Annotated in this window: 15 protein-coding genes and 1 pseudogene; 6 read left to right on the forward strand and 10 right to left on the reverse strand. The window is 74.5% G+C overall.

Features of this window, described 5'->3' with window-relative positions; genetic code table 11:
• Nucleotides 1–307 precede the first annotated feature (307 nt).
• The 5 genes from IE180_RS37550 to IE180_RS20805 form a co-directional block, all read right to left on the reverse strand.
• Nucleotides 308–673 (reverse strand): hypothetical protein, encoded by a 366-nt coding sequence (locus tag IE180_RS37550; RefSeq protein ID WP_190158417.1) that lies wholly within the window; start codon nt 671–673, stop codon nt 308–310.
• Nucleotides 670–1,194 carry a P-loop nucleotide/nucleoside kinase family protein gene (locus tag IE180_RS20790; protein WP_190158418.1) on the reverse strand — a complete coding sequence of 175 codons (525 nt, stop codon included), beginning with the start codon at nt 1,192–1,194 and terminating at the stop codon, nt 670–672. The genes IE180_RS37550 and IE180_RS20790 overlap by 4 nt, the downstream gene beginning before the upstream one ends.
• 103 nt (nt 1,195–1,297) lie before the next feature.
• Nucleotides 1,298–1,921 carry a histidine phosphatase family protein gene (locus tag IE180_RS20795; RefSeq protein ID WP_190158419.1) on the reverse strand — a complete coding sequence of 208 codons (624 nt, stop codon included), beginning with the start codon at nt 1,919–1,921 and terminating at the stop codon, nt 1,298–1,300.
• A 380-nt stretch (nt 1,922–2,301) separates the two neighbouring features.
• Nucleotides 2,302–2,823 (reverse strand): hypothetical protein, encoded by a 522-nt coding sequence (locus IE180_RS20800; protein WP_190158420.1) that lies wholly within the window; start codon nt 2,821–2,823, stop codon nt 2,302–2,304.
• A gap of 88 nt (nt 2,824–2,911) precedes the next feature.
• Entirely contained in the window at nt 2,912–3,274 is a 363-nt protein-coding gene (locus tag IE180_RS20805) for a ketopantoate reductase C-terminal domain-containing protein (protein ID WP_229860688.1), read from the reverse strand.
• A gap of 409 nt (nt 3,275–3,683) precedes the next feature.
• Here IE180_RS20805 and IE180_RS20810 point away from each other — a divergent pair, with 409 nt between their 5' ends.
• From IE180_RS20810 to IE180_RS20820, 3 genes are all read left to right on the forward strand, one after another.
• Nucleotides 3,684–4,895, forward strand: a complete 1,212-nt coding sequence (locus IE180_RS20810; protein WP_190158421.1) for an ROK family transcriptional regulator — start codon at nt 3,684–3,686, stop codon at nt 4,893–4,895.
• A gap of 506 nt (nt 4,896–5,401) precedes the next feature.
• Nucleotides 5,402–6,835 carry a WGR domain-containing protein gene (locus IE180_RS20815; RefSeq protein WP_190158422.1) on the forward strand — a complete coding sequence of 478 codons (1,434 nt, stop codon included), beginning with the start codon at nt 5,402–5,404 and terminating at the stop codon, nt 6,833–6,835.
• Between the two features lie 26 nt (nt 6,836–6,861).
• Nucleotides 6,862–7,314, forward strand: a complete 453-nt coding sequence (locus IE180_RS20820) for a hypothetical protein (RefSeq protein ID WP_308434428.1) — start codon at nt 6,862–6,864, stop codon at nt 7,312–7,314.
• A 10-nt stretch (nt 7,315–7,324) separates the two neighbouring features.
• Here IE180_RS20820 and IE180_RS20825 read toward each other — a convergent pair whose 3' ends face one another.
• Complete coding sequence (locus tag IE180_RS20825; protein WP_190158424.1) at nt 7,325–7,747, reverse strand: DUF350 domain-containing protein; 423 nt, start codon at nt 7,745–7,747, stop codon at nt 7,325–7,327.
• Between the two features lie 214 nt (nt 7,748–7,961).
• Between IE180_RS20825 and IE180_RS20830 the strand changes: the two genes are divergently transcribed.
• Complete coding sequence (locus IE180_RS20830; protein ID WP_229860713.1) at nt 7,962–8,366, forward strand: cytochrome P450; 405 nt, start codon at nt 7,962–7,964, stop codon at nt 8,364–8,366.
• A gap of 22 nt (nt 8,367–8,388) precedes the next feature.
• On the opposite strand, the gene IE180_RS20835 is transcribed toward IE180_RS20830, so the two are convergent.
• Together IE180_RS20835 and IE180_RS20840 are read right to left on the reverse strand one after the other, a co-directional pair.
• Nucleotides 8,389–9,009, reverse strand: coding sequence for an HdeD family acid-resistance protein (locus IE180_RS20835; protein WP_190158425.1), 621 nt, complete (start codon nt 9,007–9,009; stop codon nt 8,389–8,391).
• A gap of 37 nt (nt 9,010–9,046) precedes the next feature.
• Nucleotides 9,047–10,422 (reverse strand): annotated as a pseudogene (locus IE180_RS20840) (dipeptidase).
• A gap of 170 nt (nt 10,423–10,592) precedes the next feature.
• Between IE180_RS20840 and IE180_RS20845 the strand changes: the two are divergent.
• Nucleotides 10,593–11,192, forward strand: a complete 600-nt coding sequence (locus tag IE180_RS20845; RefSeq protein WP_229860715.1) for a DoxX family membrane protein — start codon at nt 10,593–10,595, stop codon at nt 11,190–11,192.
• A gap of 81 nt (nt 11,193–11,273) precedes the next feature.
• Complete coding sequence (opcA, locus tag IE180_RS20850; RefSeq protein ID WP_190158426.1) at nt 11,274–12,185, forward strand: glucose-6-phosphate dehydrogenase assembly protein OpcA; 912 nt, start codon at nt 11,274–11,276, stop codon at nt 12,183–12,185.
• Nucleotides 12,186–12,772: 587 nt separating this feature from the next.
• Here opcA and IE180_RS20855 read toward each other — a convergent pair.
• Together IE180_RS20855 and IE180_RS20860 are read right to left on the reverse strand one after the other, a co-directional pair.
• The gene (locus IE180_RS20855; RefSeq protein WP_190158427.1) at nt 12,773–13,543 is read right to left on the reverse strand and encodes a class I SAM-dependent methyltransferase; all 771 of its coding nucleotides are present in this window, start codon (nt 13,541–13,543) and stop codon (nt 12,773–12,775) included.
• On the reverse strand, nt 13,540–14,625 hold the full coding sequence (locus IE180_RS20860; protein ID WP_229860690.1) for a cytochrome P450 family protein: 1,086 nt from the start codon (nt 14,623–14,625) through the stop codon (nt 13,540–13,542). Before IE180_RS20860 ends, IE180_RS20855 begins: the two co-directional genes overlap by 4 nt.
• Nucleotides 14,626–14,940: the final 315 nt, after the last annotated feature.

Raw genomic sequence — 14,940 nt, forward strand, 5'->3', positions numbered from 1 at the left:
AGCCCCGTCCCGCCCGCGGCCTCCGTGTCACCCTGCGGAGAACGACGGGGGAGACCGGCCCCATGCCGACCCCCCTGCGCCCGCGTACACGCCTGCGTGTGTGCGTATGGCTGTGCCCGCGTACACGCCTGCGTGTGTGCGTACGGCTGCGCCCGCGTACACACCTGTGCCTGTGCGTACGGCTGCGCCCGCGTACACGACGGAGCGGAACGGTGCCTTGACGGTGTCGCGTTGCCCGTGTGCCTCGCGGTCGAAGGCTGGTGGTCTGCTGCCCCGGCCTCTGCGCCGCAGTCGGCGGCCGTGCCGCTCAGCCGGAACGGGGATGACCGCCCGGATCCCGCGCCTGCGCGAGTGCGCGCGGATCGCGCGGGAGGAGCACGCCTCGTCGGTCGGCCCCACGTCCGGTCCGGTGCGGGGCCGTCCTCGGCGCCTGGCGAACGCGAAGGCGGGCCACGACGTGGGCGAAGGCGGGTGCGTCACCGGCCTGTCCGGCGCTGAGCACGAAGGTCGGCGGCCGGGAGTGGGCGGCGGCCTCGTCGGGGATCTCGTCGGCGCTCTTCGCCCGGACGAAGGGCCCGGGTGCTTGTTCCGGGCGGCAGTGGAGGGAGCCGATGACCTCGCCGGTGGCGGGCATGCCGGGTACGGCTGAGTCGTCGTGGTCCGCAGCGGTCACGCGAACGACGGCCACCGGTCGGCGGCCCACTCCCGCCAGTCGACCCGGCCGGGCGGCGGGCCGGCATCCCCGCGGCCCTCCAGCTCCGCCGCGTCGGGCTCCTCGAAATGCGCGCGCCCGTGCAGGATGTCGGCCTCGGACATCGGCAACGTCTCCTCGGGAGTGGTCGCCCAGCGACGGGCGATACGGGCGCGTTGGGTCTCCTCGTCCACCGGCAGGTAGACCATGCGGAAGCACGCCCCCTCGGCCTCCACCAGCCAGCGGATCGCGGACCGTTCGTCCCGCGACCAGCAGCCGTAGTCCACGACGACGTCGGTGCCCAGCCTGACCGCCTCCAGGGCGAGCCAGAGCATGCGCCCCTCCAGCACGTCGCGCTTCCCGTCCGCCTCCGCCTCGCCGAACAGGGGAATCATCCAGTCGTCGGGCGTCAGGCGCAGCGCGCCGTGCTCCGCGGCGAGCTGCCGGGCCCGCGTGGTCTTTCCGGCCCCGGGCAGGCCGACCATCAGGAACAATGTGGTCACACCCGGATCGTGGCAGGGAAGCCGGTCGGACGACCACCGCTTTACACGACCTCCGGCGCCCTGGCTCGGTGCGATGAGCGACGGGGTGGCCTGACGGTCGCCTTCAGACGTGCAGCCCGGGCGGAAAGCCCGTCCACCGCAGCTCGGGCGGCAGATGCCGCATGTCGTGGGAGACGAGGACGGAGGCGGGGCGGCCGGGCGCGTAGCGGATGACGGTGAGGGCCGCGTTGCAGTGGTCGAGGCCGAGCCAACGCCACTTCGGTGCGTGCATGGCGTCCCGGACGATCCAGGCGACCAGGAAGTTGTGGGTGACGACAAGTTCATGCCGGTCCTCTTCGCCGTCCACCGCTCCGGTGAACAGGTCCAGCGCCTGGCGGGCCCGCGCAGGTCCGCGCTCGCGCTCCTCGTCGGTGGCACCAGCGAGGAAGCCGAGGAAGAAGTCTGCTGATCCGGCCGGCAGTTCGTCCTGTTCCGGTATGTGGGGCACGTAGTCGCCGGCGGCTTCCGAGACGCGCAGGGGAACGCTTCCCAGTTGGTCGCCGATCAGGTGCGCGGTCTGCTCCGCTCGCGGCAGGGGGCCGTGGTGAACAGCTGCGAAGGGGACGTTCAGGAGGCGTCGGCCGAGCAGTGTGGCTTGCTGCCGACCGGCCTCCGTCAGCCCGCTCCCGTCCTCTGACGCCTCCCCGTGCCGGACCAGATAGAGGTGGCGGGTGGCTGTGCCGGTCATCTCGAGCTCCTCTGCGCTCACTGGCGATCTCGCGCATTGACGGACGCTGCCCCCTGAAGCGCCGGTTCCCCCACCCACCGAAGAGACGGGACCCCGACGGCCTTCATGCCCATGTGGGGCGCCGCGCTCCTCGGACCGCCCGTCGTCCGTGCCGTCGGCTGCGTTCGCTCCGTTCGGTCCGGATCCTCATGGACCCGCCCGACGCGTCCCGGGCGGCGGACTTCCTCGCGGCCGTCTCCTCCGGCGAACGGTGGAACACCGTCGGCGCCGGGCTCGGGGGCGGCGGCCCGGACGAGGCGCTCTTCCGGCAGGAGCGCCTCGAACACCACGAGTCGCTCCGGGGTTCTACGCGCGGGCCGCTTCGTCGGGCCACGCCGTGGTCAAGGTCGTGTGGGCGTGGAACGGCGACGCCGGTGGTACGCGATCGCCACCGCCGTGAGCAGCGGGGCCCAGGCCAGGAGCGGGAGGTAACAGGCCCGGAGCACGGTCTGCTGCAACGGGCTCACCACGAGGTTGTCGGGGGAGGCCGGGCCGATGCCCGCGTGCACCACGTACACGAACCAGCAGGAGAGGGCGGCGAGCCCGAAGGCCCCGGCCAGCGCGGCGAAGGTCGCGCCCCGGGCACCGACGGGACGTCCGCCGAGGAACGGCAGCCGACGGGGGAACACCTCTCCCCACTCGCGGACCAGACCCAGCGTCAGGAGGGCGAGCAGCTCGGCGAGGACGGTGAGCCCGAGCTGGTAGGCGGCCAGGCCGAGAGTCGGGTCGTCGACCCGGGCCACCGGTGCGCCGAACGTCAGGGCGACGCGCCAGAGGCCGGACGGCAGGACGACCAGCGGCACGGCATGGGCGGCGATGGCGGCCCAACGGGGGACGCCCGGAAGGGCCTTGAGCTTCGTCATGCCGTCCACACTGCCGCCGGGCCGGGGGCCCCGGCGTCGTTCCGGCGACCACGTCGCCTCCCCCGCGCGGGGGAGGCGACGTCCTCCGTCAGGCCTCCGCGACAGCCGCGACCCGGCGCTGGTGGACGCGCGGGTGCAGGGTCGCCAGGTCGAGCAGCGGGGTCGCCACGCCGAGGGCGCGGGCCCGGGCGGCCAGGTCGCCGAAGAGGCGCTCGACCTCGCTCGGGCGGCCCGCCGCCGGACCGCGGTAGAGCGACGGCACCATCGGCGAACCCGACGCGGACACCACGGCGAGCGTCGCCGCCCGCTCCTCCTCCGGTACGGGGTGCCCGGCCGCGGCGGCCCCGTCGGGCGGCGCCGGGCCGAGGGCGGGGCCGCCCGGCACGTCGCACACGTCGCCGACCGTGCCGCGCATCAGGCTCGTCACCGCGCCGAACGTGGTGATGAACACCCACTTGTGCTACACCGCCGTGAGGATGTCGCCCGGCACCGGCGCGACGGTCCCCGCACCCTCCAGGACCTTCCGGATCCGCTCCACGCGCGCGGAGACGCCGGTGCAGCGCCCGTCCGGGGCGAGCGGCGCCTCGTCCCGCGCGTGCAGGAAGGCGCGGCGCGGCCCGCCCTCCGCCGCGCGGAACTCCTCGTCCCGGACGGTGAGCGCCCGGACGGCCGGAGCGCGACGCCCTTGGGCGTGAGCCCGCAGACCTCCCGGCGGCCCGTGCCCGCCCCGGGGCGGCGCGCCAGGACGCCCGCCTCGGTGAGGGCGGCGAGCCGGTCGGTGAGCACGGCCCGGGGAACGTCCAGATGCGCGACGAACCGTTTTCACGCGCGCGAAAGGGACGACTAGGCTCTCGCTCACGATGAACCAGCCCACGGAACCCAAGGCCGACAAGGCGGGAGTGCGCCGGCACAACCTGAGCCTCGTCCTGCGGACCGTCCACGAGGCCGGCGAGACGACCCGCGCGGCCGTCGCCGCCCGCGTCGGGCTCACCCGGCCCGCCGTCTCCTCCCTCGTCGAGCAGCTCCTCGACCTCGGCCTCCTCGTCGAGTCGGGCAAGACCTTCAGCGGGCAGGCGGGACGACCGGGCACCGTGCTCAAACCGGCCGACACCGGGCCCGCCGGCCTCGGCGTCGAGATCAACGTCGACTACGTCACGGTCTGCGTCGTCGACCTGACCGGCACCGACCGCGTCCGCCGCACCGAGCACCTCGACAACCGGGACGCCGAAGCCGCCGAGGTCCTCGCCCGCGCCGCCCGCGTCGCGGCGGACGCCCTGGACGCCGCGGCCGAACGGCGCCTCGCCCCGGCCGGCGCCGGACTCGCCCTCCCCGGCCTCGTCTCCGGCGGGACCGTCCGGCAGGCCCCCAACCTCGGCTGGAACGCGGTCCCCGCCGAGGCCCTCTTCGGCGAGGCGCTCGCCGCCCTGCGCCCCGACACCGCAGGCCTCCCCGTGGCCTCCGACAACGAGGCCAACATGGCGGCCCTCGCCGAGCTGTGGTTCGGCGCGCTCGGAGACCTCCGCACCTTCCTGCACCTGACGGGGGAGATCGGCGTCGGCGGCGCGATCGTCGTCCACGGCGAACTCCTGCGCGGCGCGCACGGCTTCGCCGGCGAGATCGGGCACCTCGTCGTCGACGCCGAGGGCCCGCGCTGCCGCTGCGGCTCACGCGGCTGCCTGGAGCAGTACGCGGGACAGACCGCCCTCCTCGCCGCTGCGGACGCCACCGACGTCCCGGACCTCGCCCGCCGCGCCGGGGCCGGGGAACCGCGCCCCCTCGCCGCCCTCGCCGACGCCGGCCGGATGCTCGGCCGCGCCGTGTCGGGGGCCGTCAACCTCCTCGACCCCGAGGCCGTCGTCCTGGGCGGCATCTACCCGCAGCTGATGCCCTGGCTGGCCCCCGCCGTCGCCGAGGAGCTCGCCACCCGGGTCGTCTCCGGCCTCTGGGACCCGGACGCGAACCGCCTCCGCCCGGCGTCCGCCACCACCGACGCGTCGCGCGGGGCGGCGGGCCTCGTCCTCCACGACGTCCTGTCCGACCCGCTGGCGTACGGGAGGGTCCCGGGCGCCTGACCGCTGCGAGGAGCACGGGCCGACCTTCGTCATCGCCACCCGCGACAGCGCCACCGCCCCGCACGGGCACCCCGTGCCGCGCAGACGGGCCGGCGGACCGACGTGCGGGCCGAAGGGAGGGGACCGGCGCCGCCCGGCCCCGGGAGGAACCGGCGGGCGCCGCGGGGCGGGCGGGTGCCGGGGGGCGTGCGGGGCCGCGGGTCCGCTGCTCGTACTCCCGGGCGCGGCCGGTCCGGTTCTGCGGCTCGGTCACGAGGTCCTCCCCGCCGTCGCCGGTTCTGCGGCTCGGTCACGAGGCCCTTCCCGCCGTCGCCGAGGTGACGGGCCGTCGGATGGTCTTCACGTGCCATGGTCACGGCGGTGATGGTCACGGCGGTGAAGGTCCGGAACGCCGCGCCGGACGTCCGGAACGGCCGGGCCGGACGTCCGGAACGGCCGGGCCTTCGGCCCCTGGGCCGCGGCTCCGCGACGGCCCGTTGTCAGTGGTGGCCCCTACCGTTCTCACCATGACGACGACCTATCTGGAGCTGTCGCAGGACGGCGGCGGTGCCCACAAGTTCTACGAAGTGACCGTCGAGGACCTCGCGGTGTCGGTCCGCTACGGCAGGATCGGCTCGGACGGGCAGACCCAGCGCTCCACGTTCCCGACGGCTGCGAAGGCGCAGGCCGCGGCGGCGAAGAAGATCGGCGAGAAGGTCCGCAAGGGCTACGCCCCGGCCGTCCGGGGACAGCGCGCCGCGCGCCCCGTGACGCGCCGCGAGGTCACCTCCGCGCCCTCCACCGCGCGGGCCGTCGCCCCCGTCCTCTGGCGCTTCCGCACCGGATCGGCCGCCTTCGGCATCCACGTCGACGAGGAGCGCTGCTGGGTGGGCAACCAGGCGGGCGACGTCTTCACGCTCGACCGCGGCGGCGAGGTGCAGGCCCGTTTCAGCCTGCCGGACGGCGTCAAGTGCCTGGTCGCCGACGACTTCTGGATCTACGCGGGCTGCGACGACGGCAAGGTGTACGACCTCTCGTCCAAGCTGCCCTTCGCCGCCTACGACATCGCCACCGACGTCGACATCTTCTGGCTCGACATCCACGAGGGCGTCCTGCACGTCGCCGACCGCTCCGGACGGCTCACCGTCATCGACCACGAGGACGAGCACCAGTGGGCGCGCGGCGGCCAGGGCGAGCACGCCTGGATGGTCCGCGCCGACGGCGACGCCGTCTACTACGGGGACACGCGGGGCGTCGCGGCCCATGCGCCGGACGGCGGCGGCGAGTTGTGGCACACGGCCACCGACGGCGCGGTCCTCTTCGGCTGGCAGGAGGACACCGCGGTCTACGCGGGCACGGGCCGCAAGAAGGTGCAGCGGCTCGCGAAGAAGGACGGGCGCGTGGAGGCGGTATACTCCTGCGACAGCCCCGTCTACTCCTGCGCCACCTCGCCCGGCGGCCGGTTCGTCTTCGCGGCCGACTCGGCCTCCTCCGTCTACTGCTTCGCGGAGGACGGCACCCGGCTGTGGAAGCTGGGCACGGGCGGCGGTTCGGCGCTCTCCATGCAGTACCGGGACGAGCGGCTCTACCTGGTGACGACGGACGGTTCGCTGGTCTGCGTGGACGCGAGCGAGGCCGCGATCGAGGCCGCGCAGCGGGGCACGGTCCCGGTCGCGCGGGACATCAAGCTCGCCGCCGCGCTGCCGGTGTACGAGCCGGCCACGACCGTGACCGCCGTGACCGCCGTCAGCGACGCGCCGGCGGGCTCGGTGGTCGTGGAGTGCGTGAGCGAGGGGGGCAGGACCAGGGTGCGGGTCGTCTCGCAGGGGTACGAATCCGAGTGGAACGTGCAGTTCCCGCGGGCGATCCGCGAGCCCGGCGCGCGGTACGTGGTGGATGCCCTGCACCCGGCCGCGGGCGGTTTCTACCGTGTGCGCGGCGACATCCGGCGGCTCCTGTGACCACCGGCGGAGGGGGCGGCTCGGGCGTGTTCGAGGCGGCCACGGGCGACGGGCCGCCGCTTCCCCCGACCGGGGCCGAGCAGCGCTCCCGGGAGATCCGCGCGGCCGTCGACGGACTGCTCCAGATCAGACGGCTGACCCTGCGCCAGGGCGGCGACCCCACCACCGTGCCCGCGGACTGGGAGCGCCGGCGGCCGGTCCGCGCGGTGGCCCTCGCCCTGGAGTCCGGCGGGATCACGCCCTCGGCCGTGGACGCCACCGGGGCCCGCCTCTCCACCGGATACCGCGTCAGGGCGGGGGAGCGGCCCGGCACGGCGGTGGTGGAGTGGCTGGGTCCGCCGGGGGCGGGCGCCGCCCGGGAGGAGGCGGAGGCCCTGGGCGGTTGCGTGCCGGTCCTGGCGCGGCTCGGCTGGGAGGCGCTCCTCTACAAGGGGCCGCGCGGCCGGCGCTTCCTGGAGGTGGAGCCCGTGGCCCGGTGAGCCCCGGCCGTCAGGCGATCGAGGCGGAGACGATCGCCGAGACCGCGATGTTGCAGGAGGCCGTCACCCAGACCGCCGGGTGCGGCTCGGGGTCGACGAGCGTGGCGCCGAGCTTCCCCGGGGTGACCAGGTCGACGACGAGGAAGGCGACCGCCATCATCACCAGGCCGAGGAGGCCGAACGCGGCGGTGGAGACGAGCCCCTTGCCGAAGTGGTCGTACGTCGTCCAGATCGAGGTGAAGACGATGCCGCCGATCCCGAGGAGCGCCGAGCTCAACAGGACCGCGGCGTTGCGGTTGCGGTCCTCCCAGATCTGACGCCCGAGCTTTCCGGGGGTCAGCAGGTCCACGAGCACGATGCCGAGGATCAGCAGGACCACGCCGAGGGCGCCGTAGGCGCCGGCCCGGCCGAGACCGTTGACGATGTCGCTCATGAAGTGCCGGCTCCGAAGGTCGCGATCGCGGGGGATCGGTGGTCAAGGACCGGCAAAATGTAGCGCACGGGTCGAGCGGGGCCTGTCGTGGGTGTCGGCGGCGGAGAAGGCCGAGGAGGGGGGGGCCGTTCACGTCCGAAGGACGGGTCGGTCTCCGCCGTGACGCCGCGTCCGCCGCACCGGGCACCTCGACGCCCTGCGCGCCCACCCGGAACTGCTCCCCGAAGCCGTCGAGGAACTCCTCCGCCACACCACCCCCCACCACACCGCCATCCGGCGCTTCCCGACCAGGGACGTCGAGATCGGAGGCACCGTGGTGCCGGCCGGGGACACCGTGCTGCTGTGTCCGGCATCCGCCCACCGCGACCCCTCGCGCCATCCCGACCCCGACCGGTTCGACATCGGGCGACGGGACAAGGCGCACCTCGCGCTCGGTCACGGACTGCACCACTGCCTCGGCGCCCCCCTGGCCCGCCTGCAGATCCGCGTCGCACTGGACGTGATCATCCGTACCTTCCCGACGCTCGCCCTCTCCCTGCCCGCGGAGAAGCTCCCCTGGAGACGGACCTTCCGGTCACACGCGCTCAAGCGGCTCTCCGTCACCCTGGGAACCCGTTGAGGCGGGAACCCGCCTGGCCGGGTCAGGGCCTGTCCGGCAGGAGGTGTCTCGCGCGGGAGCGCACCTGGAAGGCCGTGACGACCTCGACCGTGCCGACGGCGATGAGCCAGATGCCGCCGAGGAGCGTGAGCACCGCCGCCGACTCCAGCGGGGACACGATCAGCACGATCCCGGCGAGCGCGCTGACGATGCCGAGGAAGACCTGCCAGCCGCGCGCCGGGATCGCGGGGTCGGAGGCCGCCGCCACGCTCTGGGTGATGCCGCGGAACAGCCAGCCGATCCCGATCCAGAGCGCGAGCAGCAGGATCGACTGCAGCGCGTCCCGGAAGCAGAACAGGCCGAGCAGGATCGGCAGCGCGCCGCTGATGAAGGCCATGACCCGAAGCGCCGTGGTGGTGTGCGTGCCGAAGGCGGCCACCAGCTGCATCACCCCGCTGAACAGCAGGTACAGGCCGAAGAGCACCCCCGCCGCCACGAGGGAGGCGCCTGGCCGGACGAGCACCAGGACGCCGCCGAGGACCACCGCGACGAGCCCGGCGGCGAGCAGCGCCTGCCAGGCGGCGCCCGCCAGCATTCCCAGCGGCCCCGGCGGGACCTCGTGCCGCGACGAAGGGTCGTGGGGGCGGTCGTGAGTCTGTGTCATGGGACTCAACCTGTCCTTTCGTTGTGGGCGGGGACGGTCAGAGCGGAGTGGCGTAGGAGCTCAGGAACAGGGCCTCGGCCAGCGCCATGTCCTCGATCTCGGAAGGGTCCACGCTCTCGTTCGGGGCGTGGATGAGGCAGCCCGGCTCCTCGACGCCGACGAGGACGATCTCCGCCGCCGGGAACTGCGCGGCGAGCACGTTGCACAGCGGGATCGAGCCGCCCTGCCCCGACTGGACCATGTCCTTCCCGTACGCCTCGCGGAGCGCCGCCCCAGGGTCCGGTAGGCGGGGCCGTCGGTGCGCGCCCGGAAGGGCTGTCCCGCGCTCTCCGCCTCCACCTCCACCCGGGCGCCCCACGGGGCGGCCGGGGCCAGATGGTCCGTCAGGGCGCGCAGGGCGTCCTCCGCGTCGATCCCCGGCGGCACCCGCAGGCTGACCCTGGCCCGCGCCTTCGCCTGGATCGCGGCCGATGAGCCCACCACCGGCGGGCAGTCGATGCCGAGGACGGTGACGGCGGGCCGGGCCCACAGTCCGTCGGCGACCGAGCCCGTGCCCACGAGGGACACCCCCGTCCCGTACGCCCGCATCGGTACGGAACTGCTCGGCCGGGTAGTCCACCCCGTCCCGGACGCCCTCGCCGGGCAGCCCCTTGACCGTCGTGTTGCCGTGCTCGTCGCGGAGGCTGTCGAGGATCCGCACGAGCGCGGCGAGGGCGTCGGGTGCCGGGCCGCCGAACATGCCGGAGTGCATCTCGCCCCTGAGGGTGGAGACGGTCACGACGACGTTGGCGAGGCCGCGCAGCGAGGTGGTGGCGGTGGGCAGGCCGAGCGCGAAGTTTCCGGTGTCGCAGACCAACAGGGCGTCGGCGGCGAACAGTTCGGGCCGCAGCGGCACGAGCTGTTCCAGACCGCCCGTCCCCTGCTCCTCCGAACCCTCCGCCACGAACTTGACGTTCACCGGGAAGCCCCGGCCCTCGGGCCCGCCGAGGGCGCGCAGTGCCGTCAGGTGCATCACGATGTTGCCCTTGCAGTCGGCGGCGTCGCGCCCGTACCAGCGTCCGTCGCGCTCCGTGAGCTCGAACGGCGGGGTCCGCCACGCGGCGTCGTCGAGGGGCGGCTGCACGTCGTAGTGGCAGGAGAGCAGCACCGTCGGCGCCCCCTCGGGGCCGGCGCGTGCCCCACCACCGCGTCCGTGCCGTCCGGGGTCGTCACCCGGCGCATGTCCCGGAGCCCGGCCTCCGCGAAGGCCCGCACGAGGAAGTCGGCGGTCTTCGCGCACTCCTCGGGCGGAAACCGGCGCGGATCGGCGACGGAACGCATCGCCACCAGCGCGGTCAGGTCCTCCTTCGCCCGGGGCATCAACGCCCGTACCTTCTCCCGCAGGGCTGAGGCCTCGGTGGACTCGGCGGACATGCGTACCACTTCCCCTGGGGACGAAAGCCCACTCAGTCAAGCAACAGCGGTGAAGAGCCGCAAAACGTGACTCAAGTGGACCATTCCGAGGGGGCCCCGGAGGGCGGGGGAGGGGGATCGGGACGAGAGTGGAGGGCGTACGCGTCCGCCTCCCGCACCTGGAGAACCCCATGGGCCACCCCAATCGACGCGATCTCGGACTGCTCGTGCTGAGAGTCGGCACCGGTGCCGTGCTCGCCGCGCACGGCACGCAGAAACTCCTCGGCTGGTTCGGGGGCGGCGGCCTCGAAGGCACCACCAAGGCGATGGAGGCCATGGGCTTCAACCCGGGCCGCGAGAGCGCGATCGCCGCCGGTCTCGGCGAGGCGGGCGGCGGCGTCCTCCTCGCGCTCGGCCTCGCCACCCCGGCCGCCGGCGCCGCCGCGGCGGGTGCCATGGCCGGAGCCGTCGCCGTCCACGCCCCCGCCGGCTTCTTCGCCCAGGGCGGAGGCTACGAGTACCCGGCCTTCCTCGGCTTCACGGCCGCCGGGATCGGCATCGCCGGCGCCGGACGCTACTCCCTGGACCACGCCACCGGACACGTCCTCGACCGCCCCTGGGTGGTGGCCGCCGCCTTTCTCGGCACGGCGATCGCGGCCGCGGCCGTCGTCGGCCGCCGCGCGGTGGAACAGGCGTCCCCCGACACGGACCCAGGCGCGGATTCCGGCCCGGATTCAGGTCTGGACTCCGGCCCGGATTCGGGCCCGGAGCCGGGATCCGGGCAGGCGTAGGGGCGTCCTCGGGGAGACCCGCACGCGTCCGCCGCGCGGGAGGGTTAGGCTCGCCGCAGAAGGAAGGGACGGGCGCCGCACATGAAGATCGATCTGACGGACACCGACTCCAGCAAGATCAACAAAGCGATCCTGCAGGGCCGCAGGGCCGTCGGCACACCCGCCGTCGGCGCCGTGCTCACCCTCGTCGTCGTCACCGACGAGGAGAACGCGTACGACTCCGTCAAGGCGGCGAACGAGGCCTCGCGGGAACACCCCTCCCGCACCCTCGTCGTCATCAAGCGCCACGCCCGCACCCCCCGCGAGCGGTACGTGACGCGCCTCGACGCCGAGGTCAGGCTCGGCACCGACGCCGGTTCGGGCGAGACGGTCCTGCTCCGGCTGTACGGCGAGGTCGGCGCCCGCGCCGACTCCGTGGTCCTGCCGCTGCTCCTGCCGGACGCGCCCGTCGTCGTCTGGTGGCCCGTCGACGCCCCCGAAGTGCCCTCCCGGGACCCGCTGGGCTCGCTCGCGCAGCGCCGGATCACCGACATGTACGCGGTCGAGGACCCCCTCACCGCGCTGGAGAAGCGCGCCGCCTCGTACGCCCCCGGCGACACCGACCTCGCCTGGACCCGGCTCACCCCGTGGCGCTCGATGCTGGCCGCCGCCCTCGACCAGGCGCCGCTCCCCATCACCTCCGCCGCCGTCGAGAGCGAGGCGGAGAACCCCAGCGCCGAACTCCTGGCCCGCTGGTTCGAGGTCCGCCTCGGCGTCCCCGTCGACCGCGTCGTCACCGACGGGCCCGTCGTCACGGCCGTCCGCATGGGCACCCCCGACGGCGAGATCCGCATCGACCGGCCCGAGGGGCCGGTCGCGCGCCTCGCCATCCCCGGCCAGCCCGGCAGGGTCCTCGCCCTGAAGGTGCGGACCACCGCGGAGCTGATCGCCGAGGAGCTCCGGCGCCTCGATCCGGACGAGGCCTATGCGGCGGCACTGCGCGGCCGCGCCTGACGAGCCCGGCTGCCCGGCCCCGCCCGAGCGACCTCGCCACCCACCGGGCGCTGCCCCCGCCCGTGCGGGGCACACGTCCGTGGGGCGGCACCCCCGCCCGCGTGGGGCGGCACCCCCGCCCGCGTGGGGCGGCACCCCGGCCCACCTTCCGGTGCGGGCCCGCGCCCTGCGGGGCGGTGCCCCTGCCCGTGCGAGGCCGCGCCCTGCGGGGCGGTGCCCCCCTGCACCTCCGTGTGGGCAATCGTCCCGCTGGGCGGGACGGGTGGGCACACGGGACGGCGCGCCCAGCGGCGCCTCCGCGTTCCGGGCCTGGACCCGCACCACGCGCGGCGCACAACGGGGTGCGGGTCCAGGCGCGGGAGCCTCGGGCGCCGGCAAGGGCGCCGTTCCGTTGTGCCCACCCGTTCCGCCCCGGCGGAACGATTGCCCACAACGGGGAGGGGGCACCGCCCGGCGGATGCGGCCCACAACGGCGGGCGCAGCCCGCGACGGGGGCGCAGGGGTGCGCGCCGCCCCGGCGGAACGATTGCCCACAACGGGTGGGCGCCGTCCCGGCGGGGTGGCCGGTGGTGGTGGGGGCCGGTCCGTCAGGGCTCTCGGCTGAAGACCAGGACGACGTCCGCCGCCTCCCTGACCCGGGGGACGTCCGGGTCGGGCAGGGCCAGGAGGCGGGCCCTGGTCTCGTCGACCAGGCGGGAGGCGTCCCCGCCCACCGCCCAGGCCCCGGTGAACAGTCCGCGCGTCAGCGACTCGGCCATCCCCCGGGGCGACACCCGGAAGGACGTGGGGCGCTCCGACGCGGTCCCCTCGTGGACGAGGCCGTGCGCCGCGCCGATCGGGGCCAGCCACTCCGGGCCGTCGCGGCGGCGGCCCTCCGGATCGAGGCGGTCCTCCAGCTCGCCGACGAGGAGCCCGATGTCGTCCGTGGGGCGCGTCCCGCCCGCCGGGATCACGAGGTAGCGTCCGCCCGGCCGCAGCACCCGCGCGACCTCGGCCAGGACGGCCCGGTTGTCCGGGCCCGCGTGCAGCAGCCAGGTCGAGACCGCCTGGTCCACCGACCCGCTCCGCACGGGCAGTCGGCAGGCGTCGCCCACCGCCACCCGTGCGCCGAGCCGGGCCTTCGCCCGGGCGAGCATCCCGGGGGAGAGGTCGACGCCGTGCACGGTGTGGCCGCGCGCCGTCAGTTCGGCCGCCACGATGCCCGTTCCGACGCCGATGTCGAGCACCGGGCGCGCCGGGTCGAGCAGCGGTGCCAGCTGCTCCGCGAAACCGGCGGCACGCGCCGTACCGCCGCGCGACTCGTCGTACCCCGGGGCGATCTCGTCGAACTCCGCCGCCTTCACGGCCCCGTCCCTCACGCCTGCGGGGTGAAGGTCACGGGCAGCGTCGCCATGCCGCGCAGGATGCCCTCGCGCCGGCTCAGGTCCGCGTCCGGGTCGGCGAGCCGCAGGTCGGGGAAGCGCCGCAGCAGGGTGCCGATGGCGATCCTGGCCTCGGCGCGGGCCAGCGGGGCGCCCAGGCAGAAGTGCACACCATGGCCGAAAGCGAGCTGTTGCGGCACCTCGCGACGGGCCACGTCGAGGATGTCGGGACGGTCGTAGCGCGCGGGGTCGCGGTTGGCCGCGGCGAGACCGATGATGATCATCTCGCCGGGCGGGACGGTGACCCCGCCGATCTCGTACGCGTCGGCCGTGAAGCGCGCGACGCCCCGGCTCACCGGGCCCTCGTAGCGCAGGAGTTCCTCGATCGCCCCGGGCAGCAGCGAGGGGTCGTCGCGCAGCGCGGCGAACTGTTCCGGGTGGCGCAGGAGGGCGTGGACGCCGTTCGCGATGAGGCTCGCCGTGGTCTCGTGGCCGGCGAGCGTGAGCAGGATGGCCATGGCCGTGAGCTCGCGGTCGCTGATCTTCTCCTCGGCCTGCGCGGCGCAGAGCGCGCTCAGCAGGTCGTCCTTCGGGTCCGCCTTGCGTGCGGCGATCAACGGCTCGAAGAACTCGGTGAGTTCGGCGCGGGCCCGTGCTCCCTTGGCGAGTCGCTCGGGGGTGTTGGGGGGCATGATCAGGCCGACCGCGAGACGGGCGAAGTCCGGCTGTCCCTCGGCCGGGATGCCGATGAGCTCGCTGAGCACGGCCATCGGCAGCGGCAGCGCGAACTCCGAGACCAGGTCGGCGGATCCGCGCTGCGCGATCGCGTCGAGGAGGGCGTCGGTGTGCGCCTGGACGCGGGGCGCGAGTGCCTCCACGCGGCGGAAGGTGAAGGCCTTCGAGGCGAGGTTGCGCAGCCGCGTGTGGTTCTCGCCGTCGGCCACGAGCATGCTGGCCATCAGGACGTTGGTGCGCTCCTGGTGGGCCATTTCCTCCTCGAGGCCGACGACCCCGACGGGGCTGCTGCTGAGCCGGGGGTCGGTGAGGGCGGCCACGGCCTCGTCGTAGCCGGTGACCATCCAGACTTCAAGAGTGGGATTCAGCCGGACGCGCTGGACGACTCCGTGTTCACGAATGCGTTCGAAGAGCGGGTAGGGGTTGGGCTGTTGAGCAACGTTTACCGGGACATCGTGGACGATTGTCTGGTCTTGACCGGTCATCTTCCGTAACTCCCCGAAGCTTTGTGAAAGATCTGAGGCAGGTAGTCATACCAGCCACCCCAGTTGCGTGGTAGCGTCACCGGCGCTCGGCTCGGATGACGTTCAGGGAAGCACCGGCGAACCGCCGGTGAAGCATCGACGAGGCGTTCCACCCACCGGTGATCCGGCGTCTCG

Source organism: Streptomyces litmocidini (assembly GCF_014649755.1).
GTDB classification, from domain to species: Bacteria; Actinomycetota; Actinomycetes; order Streptomycetales; family Streptomycetaceae; genus Streptomyces; species Streptomyces litmocidini.